This window comes from Bradyrhizobium sp. S3.7.6, assembly GCF_054061875.1.
This window is the reverse complement of sequence record NZ_JBSSEQ010000001.1, coordinates 531,678-550,885: the sequence shown is the minus strand read 5'-3', so window position 1 is coordinate 550,885 and position 19,208 is coordinate 531,678. Positions and strand designations below refer to the sequence as shown.

Annotated in this window: 19 protein-coding genes; 9 read left to right on the top strand and 10 right to left on the bottom strand. The window is 65.2% G+C overall.

Annotated features, from left to right (window positions below):
- Nucleotides 1-7: 7 nt before the first annotated feature.
- Nucleotides 8-772 carry an N-acetylmuramoyl-L-alanine amidase gene (locus ACVJ5M_RS02640; protein ID WP_414643557.1) on the top strand — a complete coding sequence of 255 codons (765 nt, stop codon included), beginning with the start codon at nt 8-10 and terminating at the stop codon, nt 770-772.
- On the opposite strand, the gene ACVJ5M_RS02635 is transcribed toward ACVJ5M_RS02640, so the two are convergent.
- The 3 genes from ACVJ5M_RS02635 to ACVJ5M_RS02625 all read right to left on the bottom strand — a co-directional run bounded on the left by ACVJ5M_RS02635 (nt 672) and on the right by ACVJ5M_RS02625 (nt 3,916).
- The gene (locus ACVJ5M_RS02635; RefSeq protein WP_456679252.1) at nt 672-2,480 is read right to left on the bottom strand and encodes a Na+/H+ antiporter; all 1,809 of its coding nucleotides are present in this window, start codon (nt 2,478-2,480) and stop codon (nt 672-674) included. The genes ACVJ5M_RS02640 and ACVJ5M_RS02635 overlap by 101 nt on opposite strands.
- Nucleotides 2,481-2,526: 46 nt before the next feature.
- Complete coding sequence (bla, locus tag ACVJ5M_RS02630; protein WP_063980024.1) at nt 2,527-3,396, bottom strand: class A beta-lactamase; 870 nt, start codon at nt 3,394-3,396, stop codon at nt 2,527-2,529.
- Nucleotides 3,397-3,541: 145 nt separating this feature from the next.
- Nucleotides 3,542-3,916 (bottom strand): nuclear transport factor 2 family protein, encoded by a 375-nt coding sequence (locus ACVJ5M_RS02625; RefSeq protein ID WP_231143715.1) that lies wholly within the window; start codon nt 3,914-3,916, stop codon nt 3,542-3,544.
- 94 nt (nt 3,917-4,010) lie between these two features.
- Between ACVJ5M_RS02625 and ACVJ5M_RS02620 the strand changes: the two genes are divergently transcribed.
- Together ACVJ5M_RS02620 and ACVJ5M_RS02615 are read left to right on the top strand one after the other, a co-directional pair.
- Nucleotides 4,011-4,439 carry a GFA family protein gene (locus ACVJ5M_RS02620; protein WP_063980022.1) on the top strand — a complete coding sequence of 143 codons (429 nt, stop codon included), beginning with the start codon at nt 4,011-4,013 and terminating at the stop codon, nt 4,437-4,439.
- A 172-nt stretch (nt 4,440-4,611) separates the two neighbouring features.
- A complete protein-coding gene (locus ACVJ5M_RS02615) occupies nt 4,612-6,429 on the top strand; it encodes a caspase family protein (RefSeq protein ID WP_063980021.1) in 1,818 nt (605 codons plus the stop codon).
- A 45-nt stretch (nt 6,430-6,474) separates the two neighbouring features.
- Here ACVJ5M_RS02615 and ACVJ5M_RS02610 read toward each other — a convergent pair whose 3' ends face one another.
- Nucleotides 6,475-7,161, bottom strand: coding sequence for a DUF1345 domain-containing protein (locus tag ACVJ5M_RS02610; RefSeq protein ID WP_063980020.1), 687 nt, complete (start codon nt 7,159-7,161; stop codon nt 6,475-6,477).
- 214 nt (nt 7,162-7,375) lie between these two features.
- Entirely contained in the window at nt 7,376-8,299 is a 924-nt protein-coding gene (locus ACVJ5M_RS02605) for a polyprenyl synthetase family protein (protein ID WP_063980019.1), read from the bottom strand.
- A 161-nt stretch (nt 8,300-8,460) separates the two neighbouring features.
- Between ACVJ5M_RS02605 and mtgA the strand changes: the two genes are divergently transcribed.
- The 3 genes from mtgA to ACVJ5M_RS02590 all read left to right on the top strand — a co-directional run bounded on the left by mtgA (nt 8,461) and on the right by ACVJ5M_RS02590 (nt 10,266).
- Nucleotides 8,461-9,135, top strand: a complete 675-nt coding sequence (gene mtgA, locus ACVJ5M_RS02600) for a monofunctional biosynthetic peptidoglycan transglycosylase (protein ID WP_354099467.1) — start codon at nt 8,461-8,463, stop codon at nt 9,133-9,135.
- A gap of 169 nt (nt 9,136-9,304) precedes the next feature.
- Nucleotides 9,305-9,487 (top strand): 50S ribosomal protein L32, encoded by a 183-nt coding sequence (gene rpmF, locus ACVJ5M_RS02595; RefSeq protein ID WP_028149139.1) that lies wholly within the window; start codon nt 9,305-9,307, stop codon nt 9,485-9,487.
- A gap of 143 nt (nt 9,488-9,630) precedes the next feature.
- Nucleotides 9,631-10,266 (top strand): hypothetical protein, encoded by a 636-nt coding sequence (locus tag ACVJ5M_RS02590; RefSeq protein WP_063985946.1) that lies wholly within the window; start codon nt 9,631-9,633, stop codon nt 10,264-10,266.
- A 4-nt stretch (nt 10,267-10,270) separates the two neighbouring features.
- Here the strand turns inward: ACVJ5M_RS02590 and ACVJ5M_RS02585 are convergent, their stop codons facing one another.
- On the bottom strand, nt 10,271-10,531 hold the full coding sequence (locus ACVJ5M_RS02585) for a hypothetical protein (protein ID WP_063980017.1): 261 nt from the start codon (nt 10,529-10,531) through the stop codon (nt 10,271-10,273).
- Between the two features lie 221 nt (nt 10,532-10,752).
- Here ACVJ5M_RS02585 and ACVJ5M_RS02580 point away from each other — a divergent pair, with 221 nt between their 5' ends.
- Nucleotides 10,753-12,447, top strand: a complete 1,695-nt coding sequence (locus ACVJ5M_RS02580) for a bifunctional diguanylate cyclase/phosphodiesterase (protein WP_063985945.1) — start codon at nt 10,753-10,755, stop codon at nt 12,445-12,447.
- Between the two features lie 185 nt (nt 12,448-12,632).
- On the opposite strand, the gene ACVJ5M_RS02575 is transcribed toward ACVJ5M_RS02580, so the two are convergent.
- A complete protein-coding gene (locus tag ACVJ5M_RS02575) occupies nt 12,633-13,001 on the bottom strand; it encodes an antibiotic biosynthesis monooxygenase family protein (protein WP_063980016.1) in 369 nt (122 codons plus the stop codon).
- A gap of 97 nt (nt 13,002-13,098) precedes the next feature.
- Between ACVJ5M_RS02575 and ACVJ5M_RS02570 the strand changes: the two genes are divergently transcribed.
- Both ACVJ5M_RS02570 and ACVJ5M_RS02565 read left to right on the top strand, forming a co-directional pair.
- The gene (locus ACVJ5M_RS02570) at nt 13,099-13,569 is read left to right on the top strand and encodes a MarR family winged helix-turn-helix transcriptional regulator (RefSeq protein WP_063980015.1); all 471 of its coding nucleotides are present in this window, start codon (nt 13,099-13,101) and stop codon (nt 13,567-13,569) included.
- Between the two features lie 126 nt (nt 13,570-13,695).
- Nucleotides 13,696-13,995, top strand: a complete 300-nt coding sequence (locus ACVJ5M_RS02565; protein ID WP_063980014.1) for a hypothetical protein — start codon at nt 13,696-13,698, stop codon at nt 13,993-13,995.
- 32 nt (nt 13,996-14,027) lie between these two features.
- On the opposite strand, the gene ACVJ5M_RS02560 is transcribed toward ACVJ5M_RS02565, so the two are convergent.
- The 3 genes from ACVJ5M_RS02560 to ACVJ5M_RS02550 all read right to left on the bottom strand — a co-directional run bounded on the left by ACVJ5M_RS02560 (nt 14,028) and on the right by ACVJ5M_RS02550 (nt 19,207).
- Nucleotides 14,028-16,895 carry a PAS-domain containing protein gene (locus tag ACVJ5M_RS02560; RefSeq protein WP_063980013.1) on the bottom strand — a complete coding sequence of 956 codons (2,868 nt, stop codon included), beginning with the start codon at nt 16,893-16,895 and terminating at the stop codon, nt 14,028-14,030.
- A 361-nt stretch (nt 16,896-17,256) separates the two neighbouring features.
- Nucleotides 17,257-18,132 carry a hypothetical protein gene (locus ACVJ5M_RS02555; protein ID WP_063980012.1) on the bottom strand — a complete coding sequence of 292 codons (876 nt, stop codon included), beginning with the start codon at nt 18,130-18,132 and terminating at the stop codon, nt 17,257-17,259.
- Between the two features lie 94 nt (nt 18,133-18,226).
- On the bottom strand, nt 18,227-19,207 hold the full coding sequence (locus tag ACVJ5M_RS02550; protein ID WP_063980011.1) for an amino acid--[acyl-carrier-protein] ligase: 981 nt from the start codon (nt 19,205-19,207) through the stop codon (nt 18,227-18,229).
- Nucleotide 19,208 lies beyond the last annotated feature (1 nt).

Below are 19,208 nucleotides of genomic sequence, written 5' to 3'. Positions count from 1 at the left end.
GGTCGCAATGTTGCTTCCGTCGATCGACGCGGGCCGTGCTGCCCCGGCCCGAAAGGTTGCGAAAGCCAGACCTAAGCCGTCGCCCGCACCGGAGAAATGCGAGCCGCGAAAATTTCGGATCGTCGTCGACGTCGGGCACACCCCGGACTCCTACGGCGCGTTGAGCGCGCGCAATGATCCGGAGTTCGGCTTCAACTTCCGGCTCGCAAGGCTGGTCACGGCAAAACTCAAATCCGAAGGCTTTACCGCAACCCGGCTGCTCGTCACGGACGGCAAGGCGCGGCCGAGCCTGTTCAAGCGCGTCAGTGCCGCGAATGACGGCCGGGCCGATCTCGTGCTGTCGATCCATCACGACTCAGTGCCGGACAAGCTGCTCGAGACCTGGGAATTCGACGGCGCAAAGAGCTATTTTAGCGACCGTTTTTCGGGTCACTCGCTGTTCGTGTCCGAGCGCAATCCACACTTCACCAGCAGCCTGAAGCTGGCCCGGATGATCGGCAGGCAGTTGAAGGAGCAGGGGCTGCACTATGCCAGCCAATACACCCTGCCGGTGATGGGCCGCTACCGACGCCAGCTGCTCGACAAGGATGTCGGCGTCTACCGCTATGACGGGCTCGTCGTGCTGTCGCGAGCGAGAAGCGCGGCCGTGCTGCTCGAGGCCGGCTCGATCATCAACCGCGACGAGGAGATGGAGATGAACTCGTCGGAGCGGCAGGAGATGATTGCGGGCGCCGTTGCGGCGGGGGTCGGGGAATTTTGCGAGAGGCGATAGTTGGTGCTGCCGTCATTGCGAGCGAAGCGAAGCAATCCAGAGTCTTTCCACGGCAGCAGTCCGGATTGCTTCGCTTCGCTCGCAATGACGAAAAGGCTACAACGGCACCCCCCCGATACTCCCTGTTCGCAAGGCTTGCCTCTTCCAGGTCCAGGTCGCGCTCGATCCGGCGCCGCGTCTCGTCGGTGATCTGGCCGTCGCGCAGGAGGTCGTGGATGAACTTTCGCTCGGCGACGATCAGGTCGCGGGTCAGGGCGGTGCCGGCGGCGGAGACGTCGTGATGGTTGGGGTCGAGTGAATCCGGAAGCTGGTTGACACGAATCTCGTGACGCGCGCGCAGGAGCCGCATCACCTCGTCCGACACATCCTTTTCCTCGGTCATTGCGTCGAGCGACTTCAGCGCCGCCTCGAGCGCCTGGCGGCGTGCCGAGATCTCGGCCTCGTGCTCGGCGACATGCTCGTTGCGGCCGGCCTCGGCGACACCGAGCCAGCGCACCACCGGCGGCAGCGTCAGGCCGACGCCGATCAGCGTCACGAAGATGACTCCGAAGGCGACGAACAGGATCAGGTCGCGATACGGGAAGGCCTCGCCGCCCGGCAACGTGAACGGCAGCGCCAGCGCGGCCGCCAGCGACACCGCGCCGCGCACGCCGGTGAAGGCGAGCACGAACGGCCATTGCCATGGCGGCGATGGGTCGCGCTTGCGCAGGCTCTTGCTCAATATCCGCGGCAGATAGATCGCAGGATACAGCCAGACGAAGCGTGCGATGACGATGACCGTCAAAACCACCGCGGTCGCGATCATGATATCGTCGAGCGGAAACGCCTTCGACTTCTCGTAGAGTGCCCGCATCTGGAATCCGGTGAGCAGGAACAGCAGGCCCTCGATCAGATAGATGATGAGATCCCAGAAGAAGATGCCTTGCAGGCGGGTCGACGCCGAGATCAGCAGCGGCCCGTTCCAGCTCACATAGAGGCCGCAGGCCACGGTCGCGATCACGCCGGAGCCGCCGAGATGCTCGGGCAGCCAGTAGGACACGTAGGGCGTGATCAGCGACAGCGTCAGCTCGACCTGCGGATCCCTGGACCATTTGCGGAAGCGAAGGGAGAGCCAGCCAATGCCGATGCCAAAGGCGATCTCGCTGGCGACGATGAGGACAAACTCGCCGGCCGCCAGCGGCAGTGAGAAATGGCCGACCATGATGGCCGCAAGCGCGAAGCGGTAGAGGATCAGGGCGGTCGCGTCGTTCGCGAGTCCCTCGCCCTCGAGGATGACCAGGAGCCGGCGCGGTATGTTCAGACGGCGCGCGATCGCGAGCGGCGCCACCACGTCGGGCGGCGCGACGATGGCGCCCAGCAGGAATCCGATGGTCCAGGGCAGGCCGATCACATAATGCGTGGCAGTAGCTACCAGCGCCGCGGTGAAGATCACCGCGCCGACCGCGAGCAGCACGATCGGCCGCAGATTGTTCCTGAACTCGCGCCAGCTCATGGCGACGCTCGCCGAGTAGATCAGCGGCGGCAGCACCATCAGCAGCACCAGTTCCGGTGGCAGTTCCACCGGCGGCATGCCCGGCACGAAGGCGAGGCCGACGCCTGAGAGCATCAGGAGAATGGCGGGCGCGATGTTGAAGCGGCGGGCGACCAGCGCGGTGCCGGCCAGCACCGTGAGCAGGATGAGAAAGGTCTGAAATTTCGCTGCGATCATGGCCTGTCTTGGCCCGGAAGCGGCCAAAAGGTCAATGCGTCGCGGCTCACGCCAGCCGTTCGGCCACCATGCGTCCGACGCGCGCGAACACGGCTTCGATCTGCGCGGCGTTGGGCCTGCCGCCCTGGGTGTAGGCCGCGATCAGGATTGGTACATCTGGCTTACTGTCGAGCTTGGGCCAGACGACCGCGATATCGCCCGACGCATCCTTGCCGTTGTTGCCGGTCTTGTCGCCGATCTTCCAGCCTGCCGGCAGGCCGCCGCGCAGCCGGTTGGCGCCGGTCTTGCAGCCCACAATCCATTCGGTGAGCTGGGTCCGCGAGGCCGGCGACAATGCTTCGCCGACCACCAGCCGCTTCAGATTGCCGGCCATCGCCGCCGGCGTCGTGGTGTCCCGGGGATCGCCGGGCGGTGAGCGGTTGAGCTCGGGCTCGTTGTGGTCGAGCCGCGAGGTGGTGTCGCCGAGCGATCGCCAGAAGGCCGTGAGCGCGGCGGGGCCGCCGATCCGCGCCAAGAGCAGGTTGGCGCAGGTGTTGTCGCTGAGCTCGACAATCGCCTTGCACATGTCGGTGACCGACATCGCGCCGGCGGCGAGATTTTGTTTGGCGACAGGTGCGTAGTCGAGCAGGTCGGCCTTGCCGTAGGGGATCATGGCCGCAAGCTGCTCCTCGCCGCGATCGGCCCGCGCCAGCACGCAGGCCGCGAGCGAAGCCTTGAACGTCGAGCACATGACGAAGCGCTCGTCGGCGCGCCATGCGAGCTTCGCACCAGTCGCGAGGTTCTCGGCATAGACCCCGATCCGCCCGCCGGTTTCGCGCTCGTAGGATTCGAGCTCGGGTGGCGCGTCTGTGGCGAGCGCGGGAGAGGCGGCGATCCAGGCGAGCGAGGCGAGCAGGGAGCGGCGGTCGAGAGGCATAAGGGACTTTCAGACATCGTCATTGCGAGCGCAGCGAAGCAATCCAGAATCTTTCCGCGGAGACAGACTGGATTGCTTCGCTGCGCTCGCAATGACGGAGAATGCGGGGCGAGTGTGCCGGATTTCGGGCAGTGCGAGGGTGCCCTCACTCCCTCAGGTCATACCGGTACGATTTCGACACGATCTGCCAGCCGTCGGCGAGCTTCATCGCCACCAGGTAGTCCGTGAAAAAGCGCGGCGGCAGCTGGCACCTGACCTTGATGAAGGCGGTCTTGTCATCCGAGCGGTCCATGGTGACGATGAAATCCTCGCGCGGCTTGCCTTCGGCCTTGCCGGAAGGGCGCTTGCGGACGCGGTCGAGCCAGTCGGGGACGGTCAGCACCTGAAGCTCGCCCTTCTCGACCCAGCGCAAATCGGCGGAGGGATGGAAGATGGCGCCGAGTTTTTCGGCATCGCCTTCGTAAAGTCCGTCGAAATAGGATTGCACGACGGCTTCGACGCTCGAACGGTTCTGGCTCATGGGTCACCCCTTTGAATGATGGCTCGGGGCGAACTTAGTCGTACGCATCAAAATGCGCTATGGGTGTCTGCGTCAATTGCGCGAGGACGCTGGAATGACCGGATCAGAAAATTCGAACGCTCGTATCCTCACCGGCGAATGCTATTGCCGTGCGGTGCGCTACGAGGTCGCGGACGCGTTCTCTTACGCGCTGAACTGCCACTGTTCGAACTGCCGCCGCACCACCGGCTCCGCCTTCAAGCCGTTCGCCGGGATCGTGCAGGACAAGCTCCGCATCGTCCGTGGCGAGGACCAGCGCCTGATCTATGGCGACGACACAACCCACGACGCGCACTGCGCCCGCTGCGGCTCGTTGCTTTATTCCCGGGTGCGCGAGGGAAAATGGGTCCATGTCGCCATGGGAACCCTGGTTGACGCCCCCTCGATTCGGCCGAGCGCCCACATCTTCGTGGGCTCGAAAGCGCCCTGGCATGAGATCACGGACGAGCTGCCGCAATACCGGGGACACATCGGGGGTGACTGAGCGCATACTTGGCCTGCGCCAGCGAACCGCTATCGCTCCGGCGAGACTAAAGAGTTCCTTGGCAGTTTGCCGGCATCGTCTTCGTGATCTCCATCACAAATGCGATGGCGGATTCTGCTAAGGCAATCCCCAAAGGGCGACCGAATTGCTCCCGATCTCTGGAAGTTCTGTCATGCGTAGCCTGCTCGGACTTTGTCCGCTTTTTCTGGCTCTCTTGTTCGGCGCTGCGCCCGCTCTCGCCGGAAAGCGCGTGGCGCTGGTCCTTGCCAACTCGTCGTATCAGTACGCGCCGTCGCTCGCGAACCCCGTCAATGACGGTGCAGTGATGGCCAAGACGCTGAAGGACGCCAGCTTCGAAATTGTGGAGTCCCGGCATGATCTGTCCGCGTTGGAGACGCGGCGGGTGCTGCGCGATTTTGCCGATGCGACGCGCGATGCCGACATCGCCGTGATCTACTATGCCGGCCACGGCATCGAGGTCGAAGGCTCGAACTATCTGATCCCTGTTGACGCCAAGCTCGAACGCGACACCGATGTCTACGACCAGGGGCTGTCGCTCGACCGCGTCCTGGTCACGGTCGAGCCCGCCAAGCAGCTTCGCCTGGTGATCCTCGACGCCTGCCGCGATAATCCGTTCGGCAAGACCATGAAGCGCACGGTTGTCTCGCGCGGCATCGGCCGCGGCTTGGCCCAGGTCGAGCCGAACAGCCCCAACACGCTGATCGCGTATTCGGCCAAGGCCGGCTTCACGGCGCAGGACGGCGACGGCGCCAACAGCCCCTTTACTATGGCACTGTCGAAGCATCTGACGACGCCGGGCCTCGACGTCCGCCGCGCCTTCGGCTTCGTGCGCGACGACGTGCTCAAATCGACCGGCAACAAGCAGGAGCCGTTCGTGTACGGCTCGCTCGGCGGCGAGGACGTGCCGCTGGTGCCGGTTAAGGTGGTCGCGGCCGCTCCGGTGGCGCCGGTGGCGAACCCGCAGGCGGCCGATATCCGCCGCGACTACGAGCTCGCGCTCCAGGTTGGCAACAGGCCGGCCTGGGAGGCATTCCTGGCCCAGCATCCTGACGGCTTCTATGCGAATCTCGCCAAGCTTCAGGTCGACAAAATCGGTGCCGAGCAGGCCCATGCGGCGGCCACCGAGAAGGCGAAGCAGGCCGAGGCCGAACGCGATCGTCTTGCCGCCCTCGGCGCGCAGAAGGATGCGCAGGCCAAGGCCGCGGCTGATGCGAAGGCCGCCGAGCAGGCGCAGCTCGCCGCGCAGAAGGCCAAGGAGCAGGTGCAGCAGCAGGCAGCCGCGGCCGAGCAGCAGCGCGTCAACCTCGCCGCCGCGGCGCCAGGTGCTGCACCCGCCAGCACGGCGAGCCCCGCCGGCACCAGCGTCGCTTCACTGACGTCGACGACCACGCCGGTCGACCTCAGCCGCTTGGTGCAGACCGAGCTCGGCCGCGTCGGCTGTTTCTCCGGGCAGGCCGATGGCAACTGGAATACAACTTCGCGGCGCTCGCTGTCGCAGTTCAACCGTTACGCCGGCACCAGGCTCGACGTGAAAGTGGCGAGCACCGATGCGCTCGATACCGTCAAGTCAAAGCCGTCGCGCGTCTGCCCGCTGGTCTGCGAGCACGGCTTCAAGGCCGACGGCGACACGTGCACGAAGATCGTTTGCCGTGAGGGCTATGCGATCAACGACGACAATGCGTGCGAGAAGCAGCACATCGCCAAGCCTGCGACGGCCAAGCGCGCAACCGCCAAGCGCGACGACGGCGATGAGCGTCCCGCACGGCAGCGCCGTCAGGCCGGTGGCGCGGCGGGCGGCGATGGTGCCGCAGCGGGCATTGCGGCTGCCGCGAGCGCCGGCCGCGCCTCGGGTGGCGGGCAGATTTTCTGCAATGGCGGCAGCTGCCGTCCGGTCAACCGCGGCTGTCATCTCGAATATCGCGGCGGCGGCGGCCCCGGCAACGACGCCAATGCCGAGGTGTGCAACTAGGACCGCGCCATCGACGCCGTCGTCTCGGCACTTGCCGGGATGACGTCAGTTCGAGATCGCGCTTGCCGCGATGTTCACTGTCAGCGCCAGCAGCGCCGTGTTGTAGATGAACGACACGATGCCATGCGCGGTCGCGGTGCGGCGGATGGTCTTGTCGGTGATGCCGACGTCGGAGACCTGCGCGGTCATGCCGATCACGAACGAGAAATAGACGAAGTCCCAATAATCGGCGTGATCTTCCTTATCGCCGCTCGGAAATTGCAATCCGCCCGGCGGGTGCCGGTAATAATCATGGGCGTAATGCAGCGCGAAGGTCGTGTGCACGGCGGCCCATGACAGCGCGATGGTGGCGATCGCGATGGTCAACTCCCACGCCCCGCGATGCGGCGTGCCGAGCTCAGACATGATCGCTGCGATGCTGGCGAAGGCGCCGATCGCCGTCACCAGCAGGATCACGAAGCGGCCGTCGTCCTGCATTGCGGCACTGCGGCGGATGTGCTGCTGGTCGTTGCACAGCATCATCGCGTAGACCAGCACGAGATAAACCGCGATCAACGCATCCCAGCCGAACAGCAGCCGCGTCACCAGCCGGTGCGATCCCGGCAGCAGCAAGCAGACCAGGATGCCGGCAGCGAGTGCGATAAAGGTGCGCGGCCGCGCGTAAATCAGCCGCATCGGCCGCGACATCTTGCGGAAGCGGACGAGGACGGGATCGTCTTTGTCGGTGGCCATGATGGCTCCAGCCCTCTCGCTCAACTCTCGTTGTCGCCGCAGCGGCGGCCTGCTCCCTCGCCCCGCTTGTGGGGAAAGGGTCGGGGTGAGGGGGCGCCTCCGCAAGGACGGTGAGAGCTGGATTCGCGGAGGCTCCCCCTCACCCGATATTCAAGCTGCGCCTGAATATCGACCTCTCCCCGCAAGCGGGGCGAGGTGAAGATCGTGCACTACATCAGTTCTTCCGCTCGGCGACGAAGCGCGCGGCGGCTTGCAGCACGGCGGCGCGGTCGCCGAAGATCGACACGGCGCCGTCGGCCCGCGCGAGCAGGTCGCGCACGCGCTGCTTGGCGCCTTCGATGCCGAGCTGGGTGACGAAGGTGGTCTTGCCGAGTGCGGCATCGGCGCCGGCCGGCTTGCCGAGGGCCGCCGCATCACCCTCGACGTCGAGCAGATCGTCGGCGATCTGGAAGGCTTCGCCGAGCGCGCGGCCGTAATCGTCGAGCGCCTGATATTCCTTTTGCGAGGCCTGGCCGAGAATCGCGCCGGCGATGCAGCCGTAGCGCAGCAGCGCACCGGTCTTCATCTGCTGAATGCGGGCGACATCGATCGGCTCGTTGCCGCCAAAACGGCCTTCGCCGGCGAGATCGAGAATCTGGCCGCCGACCATGCCGCCGATGCCGGCGCAGCGCGCCAGCGCGCGCGTCAGCAGGAGGCGCACATTGGCGTCGCGGTGGATCTCATCGCGGGTGACGATGTCGAAGGCGAGCGTCAACAGGCCGTCGCCGGCGAGGATCGCGGTCGCGTCATCGGTCTTCTTGTGCAGAGTGGGGCGGCCGCGGCGCAGGTCCGAATTGTCCATCGCCGGCAGGTCGTCATGGATCAGCGAGTAGCAGTGGATGCATTCGAGCGCGGCGCCCACGAGCAGCGCCGCTTCGCGGGGAACGCCGAATACGGCGGCGCTCTCGACCACCAGGAACGGCCGCAGGCGCTTGCCACCGTTCAGGCTCGAATAGCGCATTGCGTCCATCAGTCGCTTGGGACGGGCGATCTCATCGTGCAGGATGTCGTCCGCCAGCAGGCGTCCAAGCAGGGCTTCGGTGTCATCAGCGGTCTTGTCCAGGCGTTTGGCGAAATCGGACGGGGACGTGCCGGTCATCAAGAAGGGCTCCAGAACTAAAATTCGGCGGGACAATCCTTTATGCGCCCGCCTCAGTCAATCGTTTGGAAGGCCTAAAAAGTGCTGGAAAAGGCCAGAATTATCACAGACTTAATGGCGGGATCCGTGGCCGCGTTTCATTTTGCGCCGGAAAGGTCGATTTGCGCATCGTCAAGACCCTGCTGGTAGCGCTCGTGGTCGTGGCTCTCGCGCCCTACGTGATCGCGCCGTTCTACCGCACCGGCCATCCCGTTTCGACGCTGATGGCCTGGCGGTCGCTCCGGGGTGCGCCGATGCATCGGGAGTGGACTGATCTGGCCGCGATGTCGCCCTCACTGCTGCGATCGGTGGTGGCGGCCGAGGACGCCCATTTCTGCAAGCATCATGGCATCGACTGGGGCGCGCTGCGCGAGGCGATCGACGATGCGAAGGAGGACGGTACGCCCTTCCGGGGCGCCTCCACCATCACCCAGCAGGTGGCAAAAAACCTGTTCCTCTGGCAGGGGCGGGATTTCGTCCGCAAGGCGCTGGAATTCCCGCTGGCGCTGTGGATCGATCTCGTCCTGCCCAAGGCGCGAATCCTCGAGATTTACCTCAACATCGCCGAGCTCGGTCCCCAGGGCCAGTTCGGGGTCGAGACGGCCAGCGCCTATGCCTTCGGCAAATCGGCGGCCAACCTCTCGCCTCGGGAGGCGGCACTTCTGGCCTCGATCCTGCCCAATCCGGTCAAACGGAGCGCCCGGACCCCCGGGCCTGGCGTCCGGCGGCTGGCGGGGACCTATGTGGCGAGGGCGCAGGCGAACTCGCTTTTGACCTGCTGGCGGGAAAATCGCTGATTTTGGGCCCTTTTCGGACGTATTTTCCGGTCCAAAAGCCTAGATTTACGGCCAGCCTTCCTCTATAAGCCCGGCCTTGATCGGCATTCAGCTCGCCTCGGTTTGCGGGTGCTGAGCCGTCCCCTCGCGGACGATGCCCTGACAACACCAATCCCTAGAGGATATTGAAATGGCCGTTCCGAGAAGAAAAACCTCGCCGTCGCGTCGTGGCATGCGCCGCTCGGCAGACGCCATCAAGAAGCCGACCTATGCGGAAGACAAGGACTCCGGCGAGCTCCGTCGTCCGCACCATCTCGACCTCAAGACCGGCATGTACAAGGGCCGTCAGGTCCTGAAGAAGAAAGAGTCCTGAATTTAGGACCTTTCTCCGGGCAGGATCATTTCGCCTGCCTGATTTCGGCCACCCAATGAGATATGACAATGACGGCGGCGGAGCTAATGCTTCGCGGCCGCATTGTCCTGTCCGGATATCTTGATCGAGAAGGCATTTCGCCGATGGTCGGTTTCCCGCTGCTCCTGATCCCGCTCGCGGTCTACAACATCATCGCCTTCCTGATGCCGTCCGTGTCCTTTACGGACGTGCTGTTCAGGGTGCCGATGATCACGGGCGAGACCTGGCCGGTCACGCTTGCCGACGTGATGCTCGCGCTCGGTATCGTGTTGCTGCTGTTAGAGGTGGTCAAAGGCGCGCGGCCCGGCTCGAAATTCCTGATGGATCATCTGCTGTCGCTGATCGTGTTCGGTGCCGCCGCGGCCGAATTCGTGATGTGGCCCAAGTTCGGCAACTCCACCTATTTCCTGCTGGTGCTGCTCGCGATGGCCGATTTCCTCGGCGGTATCGCCCAGCGCACGCGCCGCCGCGTCACCTATGTCGCGGAGACGACAGTGCCGGCGCCGCGCAAGGCTAAGCGCCAGGCCGAAGCGGCAGCGGACGACGCGGCGCCCGAACCCAAGTTCGAGCCGGTGTCTGCGCCGGCGGTGCCACCCGCGCCTTCAGCGCAGTCGGTCGCCGAATCCGTGCTGAAGGATCATCCCGCGCCGAAACCCGTGAACCCGCCCTCGCCGGAAATTCCCTCGCCGGATTTGCAACCGGGCAACGGCACGCCGCCGTCTCCCGACGCGCCGCGCTGATCCTTCAAACCACCTGCCGCGTGCGCGCGGTGACGCTCGGAAGCGGGCGCTTGCCGCCATAGGCCGTCTGCGCATCTTCGGAAGAGGCGCGGCGGAGCCGGCTGGCCTGGGGCAGGTGCTCCGCATTGGCGATGAGTTGGGTGACGAAGCTCGGATCGGGACGGGGCAGCGGCGCCTTGTGGACCCACTGCAACGTCGGCAGCAGCGGCACCAGGGCCGTGCCCGTGCCGTTGTCCGTGCAGTCCGATCGATCAGTACTTAACATCGCAATCACCGTTGATCCGGCGAGGCCTGTCGCGTTTCGAGACGCTGGCGCCGGTGCGTGTCATGTACTCGCAAGGCCTATGCCGGCCGGGCCGGTTTGGTTCCGCGGGCCTGCGAAACATGGTTTCCAAATTGTTTATGAACTTTGCCTAGAGTCGGAGTCGAATCTGGCCGTATTCTGTGCCGACTCAGGACTCCCTGCTGTCCCGAAACGAGGCGATTTTGACCCCTGCATTGCCGCAAGCCTCCGACATCCTGGCCGCTCTTGGTCAGGCCGTTTTCGCCTGGGACATCGCCAGCGATTCCATCGTGTGGGGTGAGCAGGTCGCCAGCGTCTTTCCCGGCATCCCGCCCGAGCGGCTCGCGACCGGCGCCGAATTCGCCAAGCTGATCGAGCCCGCGCAGACGCTGCGGACCGCCGCGCTGGCGCAGACCTCGCCGGTGCACGGCGCCGACGGCGCGCCCTACCGGGTCGAATATGGCGTGCGCATGAGCGCCGCCGATCCCGTGGTCTGGATCGAGGAGACCGGCCGCTGGTTCGCCGGCCCCGATGGCCGCCCGGTGCGCGCGATCGGCTCCATCCGCATCAACAATGAGCGCCACGCCCGCGACGAGGAATTGGCCAAGCTGGCTCGGCTCGATCCGCTGACCGGCGAGCTCAATCGTTCCCACCTGATCGCGGCGCTGGCCGAGGCGATCGAGGAGACGACCCGCTTCCGCTCGACCGCAGCCTTCATGCTGGTCGGCATCGATCATCTCGCCCGCGTCAACGACGCTTTCGGCTTCGACGTCGCGGACGCCGTGATCCTCGACGTGGCCAAGCGCATCCGCGCCCGCCTGCGCGGCGGTGACGTGCTCGGCCGTTTCTCCGGCAACAAGTTCGGTCTGATTCTGAAGAACTGCACCGTCGATGACATGAACGTCGCCGCCGAGCGCTTCCTTGCCGGCATCCGCGACGAGGTGGTGCCGACCAAATCCGGCCCGGTCTCGGTCACGGCGTCGATCGGCGCGGTTAGCGTGCCGCGCTATGCCCGCAGCACTGACGAGGCCGTCAATCGCGCCCATGAGACGCTGGACGCGGCAAAACAACGCCGCGTCGGTTCGTTCGCGGCGTGGCGCCCGGATGCCGCGCGCGACGCACAGCGCCGCGTCAACATCCGTGTCACCGACGAGATCGTCACCGCGCTGAACGAGCGCCGCATCAAGCTCGCCTATGAGCCGGTGGTCGCGGCCGCCTCGCGCGACTGCGCGTTCCACGAATGCCTGGTGCGGATGGACCAGGGCGACGGCCAGGTGCTGCTGGCACCCGACATCGTGCCGGTTGCCGAACGGCTCGGCCTGATCCGCCTGGTCGATCACCGCGTGCTCGAGCTCGTGGTCGCCGAGCTCGCCGCCGCGCCCGACATCTGCCTCAGCCTCAACATCTCGCCTGATACGACGATGGATCCGGACTGGTGGGCGGGAATTGAGTCGCTGATGCTGGCCCACCCCGGCGTCGCCGAGCGGCTGATCGTCGAGATCACCGAGACGGTCGCGATCCAGGACATCGATGACGTGCGTGGCTTTGTCACGCGGCTGAAGAATTTCGGCAGCCGCATCGCCATCGACGATTTCGGCGCTGGCTACACTTCGTTCCGAAACCTGCGCAAGCTCGGCGTCGACATCGTCAAGATCGACGGCGCCTTCGTGCAGAACATCACCCGTTCCGCCGACGACCGCGCCTTTGTGCAGACCCTGATCGACCTCGCCCGCCGCCTCGACATCAAGACGGTCGCCGAGTGGGTGCAGGACGAAGAGGCCGCCGCCATGCTGCGCGACTGGGGCTGCGACTACATCCAGGGCCGCCTGATCGGGCTCGCCTCAGCCGACCGCCCATGGGGCACGCCGCCGGACAGCGCACTGCCTGCGGCAGGATAGAGCTGCGTCCCTTGCTTCGTCGGATAACGACGAGCTGCGCGGGGCTTTCCGCATGCTCGCTGTCATCGCCCGACTTGATCGGGCGATCCAGTATTCCAGAGACAGTTGTGTTTAAGCCGAGAGGCCGCGGCGTACTGGATGCCCCGGTCAAGCCGGGGCATGACAGCTGAGTGGGAGGCGCGCAGCTACCCCACGCAAATACCGGGCACCGCGACCTTCTGGAACAGATGCGGGCTCGCGACTGCGGATGCGGGGTAGGCGGCGATCTTTGCGCGGAATTCCGGGTGGGTGAAAGCGGCGCGGAAATGCGCGTTGGATTCCCACACCGCGTAATTCAGATAGGCCGGGCTGTCGCCGACGGCGCGGTGAAGCTGGGTGGAGATGAAACCGGGCTGGCGCTTCATGAAGGCGGCGTCGTCCTGCCACGTCTTGAGGAAGCTCTGCTCATCCTCGGCGTCGAGCGTGAACACGTTCACGAGCACCACGGGGCCGGTTTCGAGCGCGATCTGACGGTCGATCGGGAAGGCAGGGTCGAGGGGGCGCATGAGGGGCATGACATTGCTCCGGTCAATTTGGTGTCATAATGTCAATTCGACAGTCCCGGATATAGCTAATCGACATCATGATGTCAATACGGATCAATGGTGCCAAATGAACAAGACCAAACGGACCCCGGCGGGCGAAGCGCTGACCGGCCTCATCCTCGACATGTTCCGCGCCAACAGCCTGCTTCTGACCGCTGGCGACCGGCTGGTGACGTCGCTCGGCCTCACCAGTGCGCGCTGGCAGATCCTGGGGGCGATCGCCGACGCCGAGCGCCCGGAGCCGGTCGCCTGGCTCGCCCGCAATCTCGGCGCCAATCGCCAGAACGTGCAGCGCATCGTCAACGACCTCGCGCGTGATGGTCTCGTTGTCTTCGAGACCAACCCGCATCATCGCCGGGCGCAGCTTGTGGTGCTCACCGACAAGGGCAGGCAGGTCTACGACGCCGCCGGCCGCTTGCAGGTCCCGTGGGTCAACGGCCTTGCGGATGGATTGTCGGTCAGGGATATCGACGTGGCCCATCGCGTCGTGACCGCACTGCGAGCCGGTCTGAAAGACGCCGGTGAAGCGAACGAGTAAGCAAGCGAGGCGCCGGGGGACACGAGGCGTACATCGTGTGAGCCCATTTCGGACTCAAATCCGCCGCCGACTCAATCGATGTATCCAAATGCGGTTGGAGGCATGTCCTGAGTTGGGGAATTTGCCATGAGTGATGAAGATTTAATGCGTCATAAGAGACAGAAGCTGATTTCCACTGCCGAAGATACCGTGCGTGACGAGTCTTTCGAACTCTTGTCGCAGCAGCTCTGCGAAGGCGCTAGCTTTTCGGACGATGAATCCCCGTCGAACGACGTTTTTTTGCTTCTTGAGGAGAATGCGCGGCTTCGTGCACTTGCCATCAGCCTTTCCAGCCTGGTCGGAGACCTCTCCGAACGGGAGTGGAGCAATGCGCTCGCATCGGCCGATCGTGCCACGCTCAATCGCCTGAGGTCGTGTCGGGCGTAACGATAGAGAGAGCGTCGCGGTGAAGCGGAGCGTCACGCCACGCGTCTGACCGCGCTCAGTCGCTCGATCGTGCGTCCGACCTCGGCTGCCGGGCACGGCCTGCCGAAATAGTAGCCCTGGACTGCTGTGCAGCCGCATTCGCGGACGAAGTCGAGCTGCTCGATGGTCTCGACACCTTCCGCCGTGGTCTCGACGCCGAGCACGGAGCCGAGGCTGGCGATGGTGCGAACGATGGCGACGCTCTCCGGGCTCTCGCCGAGCGTGCCGACGAAGGAACGGTCGATCTTGATGCGGTCGAACGGAAACTTGCGCAAATAGCTCAGCGAGGAATAGCCGACGCCGAAATCGTCGAGGCTGACACGCACGCCAAGCGCGCGGAGCTGGTGCAGGATCTCGATCGTCGCCTCGCTGTCGTCGAGCAGCGCGGTCTCGGTGACCTCGAGCTCGAGCCGCTGCGGCGGCAGGTCGGCTTCCGCAAGCGCGCTCGCGACCATCGCCACGAGTCCGCGCGAGCGGAACTGCACCGGCGACAAATTGACCGCGACGGTGACATCGGGCCAGGACGCCGCGGTCGCACAGGCCGTGCGCAGCACCCATTCGCCGATCGGGACGATCAGCCCGTTCTCCTCCGCGAGAGGAATGAATTCGGCCGGCGAGACCAAGCCGCGGGAGGGGTGTTTCCAGCGCAGCAGCGCCTCGAAACCGGTGAGCTCGGTGGTGTCGAGCCGCACCTGCGGCTGGAACACGAGGTGAAATTCGCGTGCCTCAAGCGCGCCACGCAGATCGTGCTCCAGCGCGTGCCGGCCGCGCGCCTGTTCCTCCATCTCGGGCTCGAACAGCTGGTAGGCGCCGCGCCCCTTGGCCTTGGCCTGGTACAGCGCAAGGTCGGCGCATTTCATCAGCTCGTCGGCATCGAGCCCGTGATCGGGCGCGATCGCGATGCCGACGGAAACGCCGACATGGATCGACTGGCTTTCCAGCGGCGGCGGGTGGCCGATGATCTCGACCAGGCGGCGGGCGAGCCGTTCCGCCGATTGCGGCTGCGGTCCGCGCTGGAGAACGGCGAACTCGTCGCCGCCGAGGCGGGCGACGGTGTCATGCTCGCCGACATTCTCCTTCAGCCGTGACGCGACCCAGCGCAGAAGCCGATCGCCGGCGGCGTGGCCGAGGCGGTCGTTGACCGTCTTGAAATTATCGAGGTCGAAGCACAGCACGGCCATCGCTCCGCCGGCGATCGCGACCTGGTTCAGTCCCTCGCCCATTTTCTCGCGGAACAGCGTGCGGTTGGGCAGGTCGGTGAGTGAATCGTGCTGCGCCATGTGCGCCACGCGGGCCTGGGCCTTGTGGCGCTCGGTGACGTCCTCATAGGTGACAACCCAGCCGCCGTGCTCCATCCGCTTGTGATTGAGCTTGATGATGCGGCCGTCGTTCAGGTGACGGTGCAGCGTGTGTTCGCCCTCGCGCAGCCTTTCGACATAGTCGGCATAGATCCTCGCGGCGGTCGTGTTCGGATGGATGCCGAGGTCGCAGCTATGCTCCATGATCTCGCGCATCGAGACGCCGGGCTTCACGACATCGGGCGACAGCCCATACATCTCGATGTAGCGGCGATTGCAGACGATGACGCGCAGGCTCGCATCGAGCATGCACAGGCCCTGGCTCATGTTGTTCAGCGCCGCGTCGAAGCGGCGGTATTGCTCGCTCAGCTCTTCGATCGCGCGCTCGCGGTCGGTGATGTCCTCGTAGGTGGCGACGAAGCCGCCCTCGGGCAGCGCGCAGTAGCGCACCGAGATCACGGTGTCGTTCGACATGCGCCGGCGCATCGGCGAGGAATCGTGGTTCGCGATCCTCGCGCTGGCGGCTTCCAGCAGCTGTTGCGGACTGTATTCGGAAGTGAACGCCCCGTTCACCATCGACCGCTCGATCAGCTCGCCGAGATGCGTGCCAGGCCTGGTTTCCTCCGGCGACAGCCGATAGATCTTGCGGTAGGTGGTGTTGCAGACGCGCAGGCGCATGTCGCTGTCGTAGAAGGCGAGCCCGTGCGCCATGTTCTCCAGCGCCGCATCGAGGATGAAGTTCTGTTGCCGCAGCGCTTCTTCGTACTGCAGCCGCTCGGTGACGTCCTCATGCACCGTCACCCAGCCGCCGTCGGGCAGGAAGCGGGACACCGCCTGCACCATCCGGCCGTCATAGCGCATCACCAGCAGGGTCTTCGCTTTCCTGGCGCGCACGTCCTCCAGGCGCGTGTGGCGGAATTCGTCAATCGGCATGCCCGGCAGGTTGCCGCGCGACATCCAGTGTTCGATCACTGAGCAATGCGAGACGCCCGGCTTCACGATGTCGGGGTCGAGATTGTAGAGGTTCAGAAACCGCTCATTGCAGACGACGACACGGCTGTCGCCATCGTACATGATGAGGCCGTGCGACATGTTGGCGAGCGCGTGCTGGCTGCGCTCCGTCTGCACGCGTAATTCCGCCTCGAGCCGGGCGAGGCGGCTGACGTCATCGCAGATCGTCATCCAGCCGCCGCCGGGAAGCGGCTTCAGCTCGAGCGCCATGACGAGTCCGCTCGCCAGTTGCTGCTCCGTGCGGAACGGCTTCCCGCCTGCGATCTGCGCGATCCGCTTCGTATACAGCGCGTCGAGCTCGTCCTGAGGAAAGTTGCCGCGCGCCGCGCTGTGTGCGAGCACCTCGCGGTAGCTCGTGCCGACATGCACGATGTCGGCCGACATGTCGAACAGCGACAGATAGCTCTGGTTGACCAGCACGATCCGGTTGTCGGCGTCGTAGACGCAGACGCCCTGCTCCATGTGATCGAGCGCAAGCTGGCTCAGCCCGACGAGGGCCTGCGGGCCCTCTGCGTGGCGTGCACCAAGCTCGTTATCGCGGATCGGCGTCATGGGATCGACGGGTCTCGGCCGGCAATAGACTTAACGCAACGTAGTTCAGCCACTGAGCGTAGCGAAGAGGCCGGAAAATTCCCTTAAGCGCAGTAGTTTACGGAGGGTGACTGGGGATGCGTAGAGTGTGTGCCGGCGCGCGAATGCGGAAGTGCCTGCAAGCCAGAGTTGGCCGAGAGCCTGCAACAAATCAGGTGTCGTCCCTGCGAACGCAGGGACCCATGACCCCAGGGCGCAGTTTGGCGAAGACTGATCCGGAATGATCTTCCCGCGGTACCGGCGTCTGGGCTCACAGGTAGATCACGCGGTATGGGTCCCTGCGTTCGCAGGGACGACGGCGGATGTTGGGCCCGACCTTACCCTACGGCCCGTACAGCACGAGTTCCGTGTCCGTGAGGTCGCCGAGCTGCGGCCGGTGCGGGCCCTTGAAATATTTACGACCGCGCCGCTCGGTGTAGATGCCGGCGAGGCCGGGTATCGGGCCATTGGAGTCGATCGCCACCGAGATCTTGCCAAGTCGCAGCAGCAGCCGGCCGATGCGGCCTGCGCAGGCGGCGTATTCGGCGGCGCTGCGGCAATAGATCAGCTTCATCGCCGGCGGTGCGATGAAGCCGCGGCGGATGCGCACCGGCTGCAGGACGAAGGGGAACGTTCCCTTCGGCGTGCGGCAGACCAGGCTGAGGCAATTGTAGCGGGCATGCCGCGTGAGGAGCTGCGTCTCGTCGTCGGTCAGCCCCTCGATCGCCTTGGCGTGCTGCGAGATGACCTCGATCTTGCTCCAGCGCGGAGGGCGCGCGAGTGCAGGCACGGAGAAGAAGATGCCGTGGCAATAGGCACGAAAGCCCTGCGTCTCGATGATCGGCCAGGTCCACGGCGCCGGGCTGATGTTGAGATAGGTGACATCCTTGTGCCGCTGCGCGATCTTGGTCAGCAGCGGGGCGTAGTTGCGGTAGGCCGGATCGACATACCAGCTCGACAAATTGCACTGGATGGCGGCCTCTTCGCCGTGCTTTCGCGCCGTGTAGATCAGCAGCAGCACGCCGACGGGCGCGCCGTCATTGTCGAGCATGTAGCCGAAGCGCGGATAGCCCTCCGGCACGGGCCGGAAGGCCTGTCGGCGCAGCCCCTGAATCCAGTAATTGCGCGAGCGGCCGACGAAGCCGCGCGTCAGCAGGTCCGCGACCGCATCGACGTCGGCCTCGGTGATCTCGCGGCATCGGACCTTGGTGTGGATCACGCTCGTTTTACCCGTGGAAATGGGAGGCCTCGTTCGCTCTATCGTTTCAGCATGATCTTTCGGAAAACCGCCCCGCAGTTTTCCGGATCACGCTCTAGCGCCAGCCTTCACCATGGGCATCGGCCGTGGCTAACGGCTGCATGCCCATGATCTCCCGCACCTTGGCGGGCCAGGCGGCGAGATCGGTGCCGTGGGTGTGGAACATGGCGACGGCCAGGCGGTCCATGCCGAAGGCGACGCAGCCGGTGTGGGCCGGTTCGCCATTGGCGTCCTGGATGCCCCAGGTCGTGCCAAAATGTTCGCGGTGATAGTTGAAGCTCATGCAGGCGGTCGGCTGATCCTCCGAGCGGAGCGGGATCAGGAGCTCGAACTTGAGCTGCTGCTGCTTCTGGCTCACTGCCTTGATCTGACCGACGCGGCCGAAGAAGGGGTCGCTGGCATAGTCGACGCGGAAGGTCAGGCCGAGGTCGCGGGCAATCGCCTGCGCGCGCACCATCCAGCGCTCGCGGAAATCGGCGACGTCGTCGGGGCTGCCGATGCAGACATATTCGCGCATCCGGAACGATTGCAGCCGGTCGAGATGTTTCGACGGCTCGCGGCGGAAGCAGTCGGCGGCGACGTCGAAGCGCAGGCCGCCCTTCGGCAAAGGTCCGCGGCTCGCCGCGATCGGATAGACCGGGTAGCACGCGGCGGGCGACAGCACGAGGTCGGCCGGCGAGAGCGATGAAGTCCAGTCGCCGCCGGCGTCGAAGCGGCTCACCGCCGCGTTGATCTCGCGTTCGGTGCCGTGCAGGCCGCAGACGCAGCCGAGCAGGTTCGGAAAACTCTTGAGATAGCCGGATTTCTCGAGCTGGGCCCGGCTCATCACCGGCGGAAAGCGCATGACCTCGGTGCCGGCCTCGCGATCGCTCGTGATCAGCGCGGCGAGACGCTCGACGACGCCCTCATAGAGCGCGGTGCGGGCGTAGACGCCGTCCGAGCCCATGGGGTGGAACAGCTTGTCGGCGAGATGATCGAGCGGATCTGCGATTTGCGGCGCGGTCTCGGGCGAGTTGGGGAGAACAGCAATGTTCATG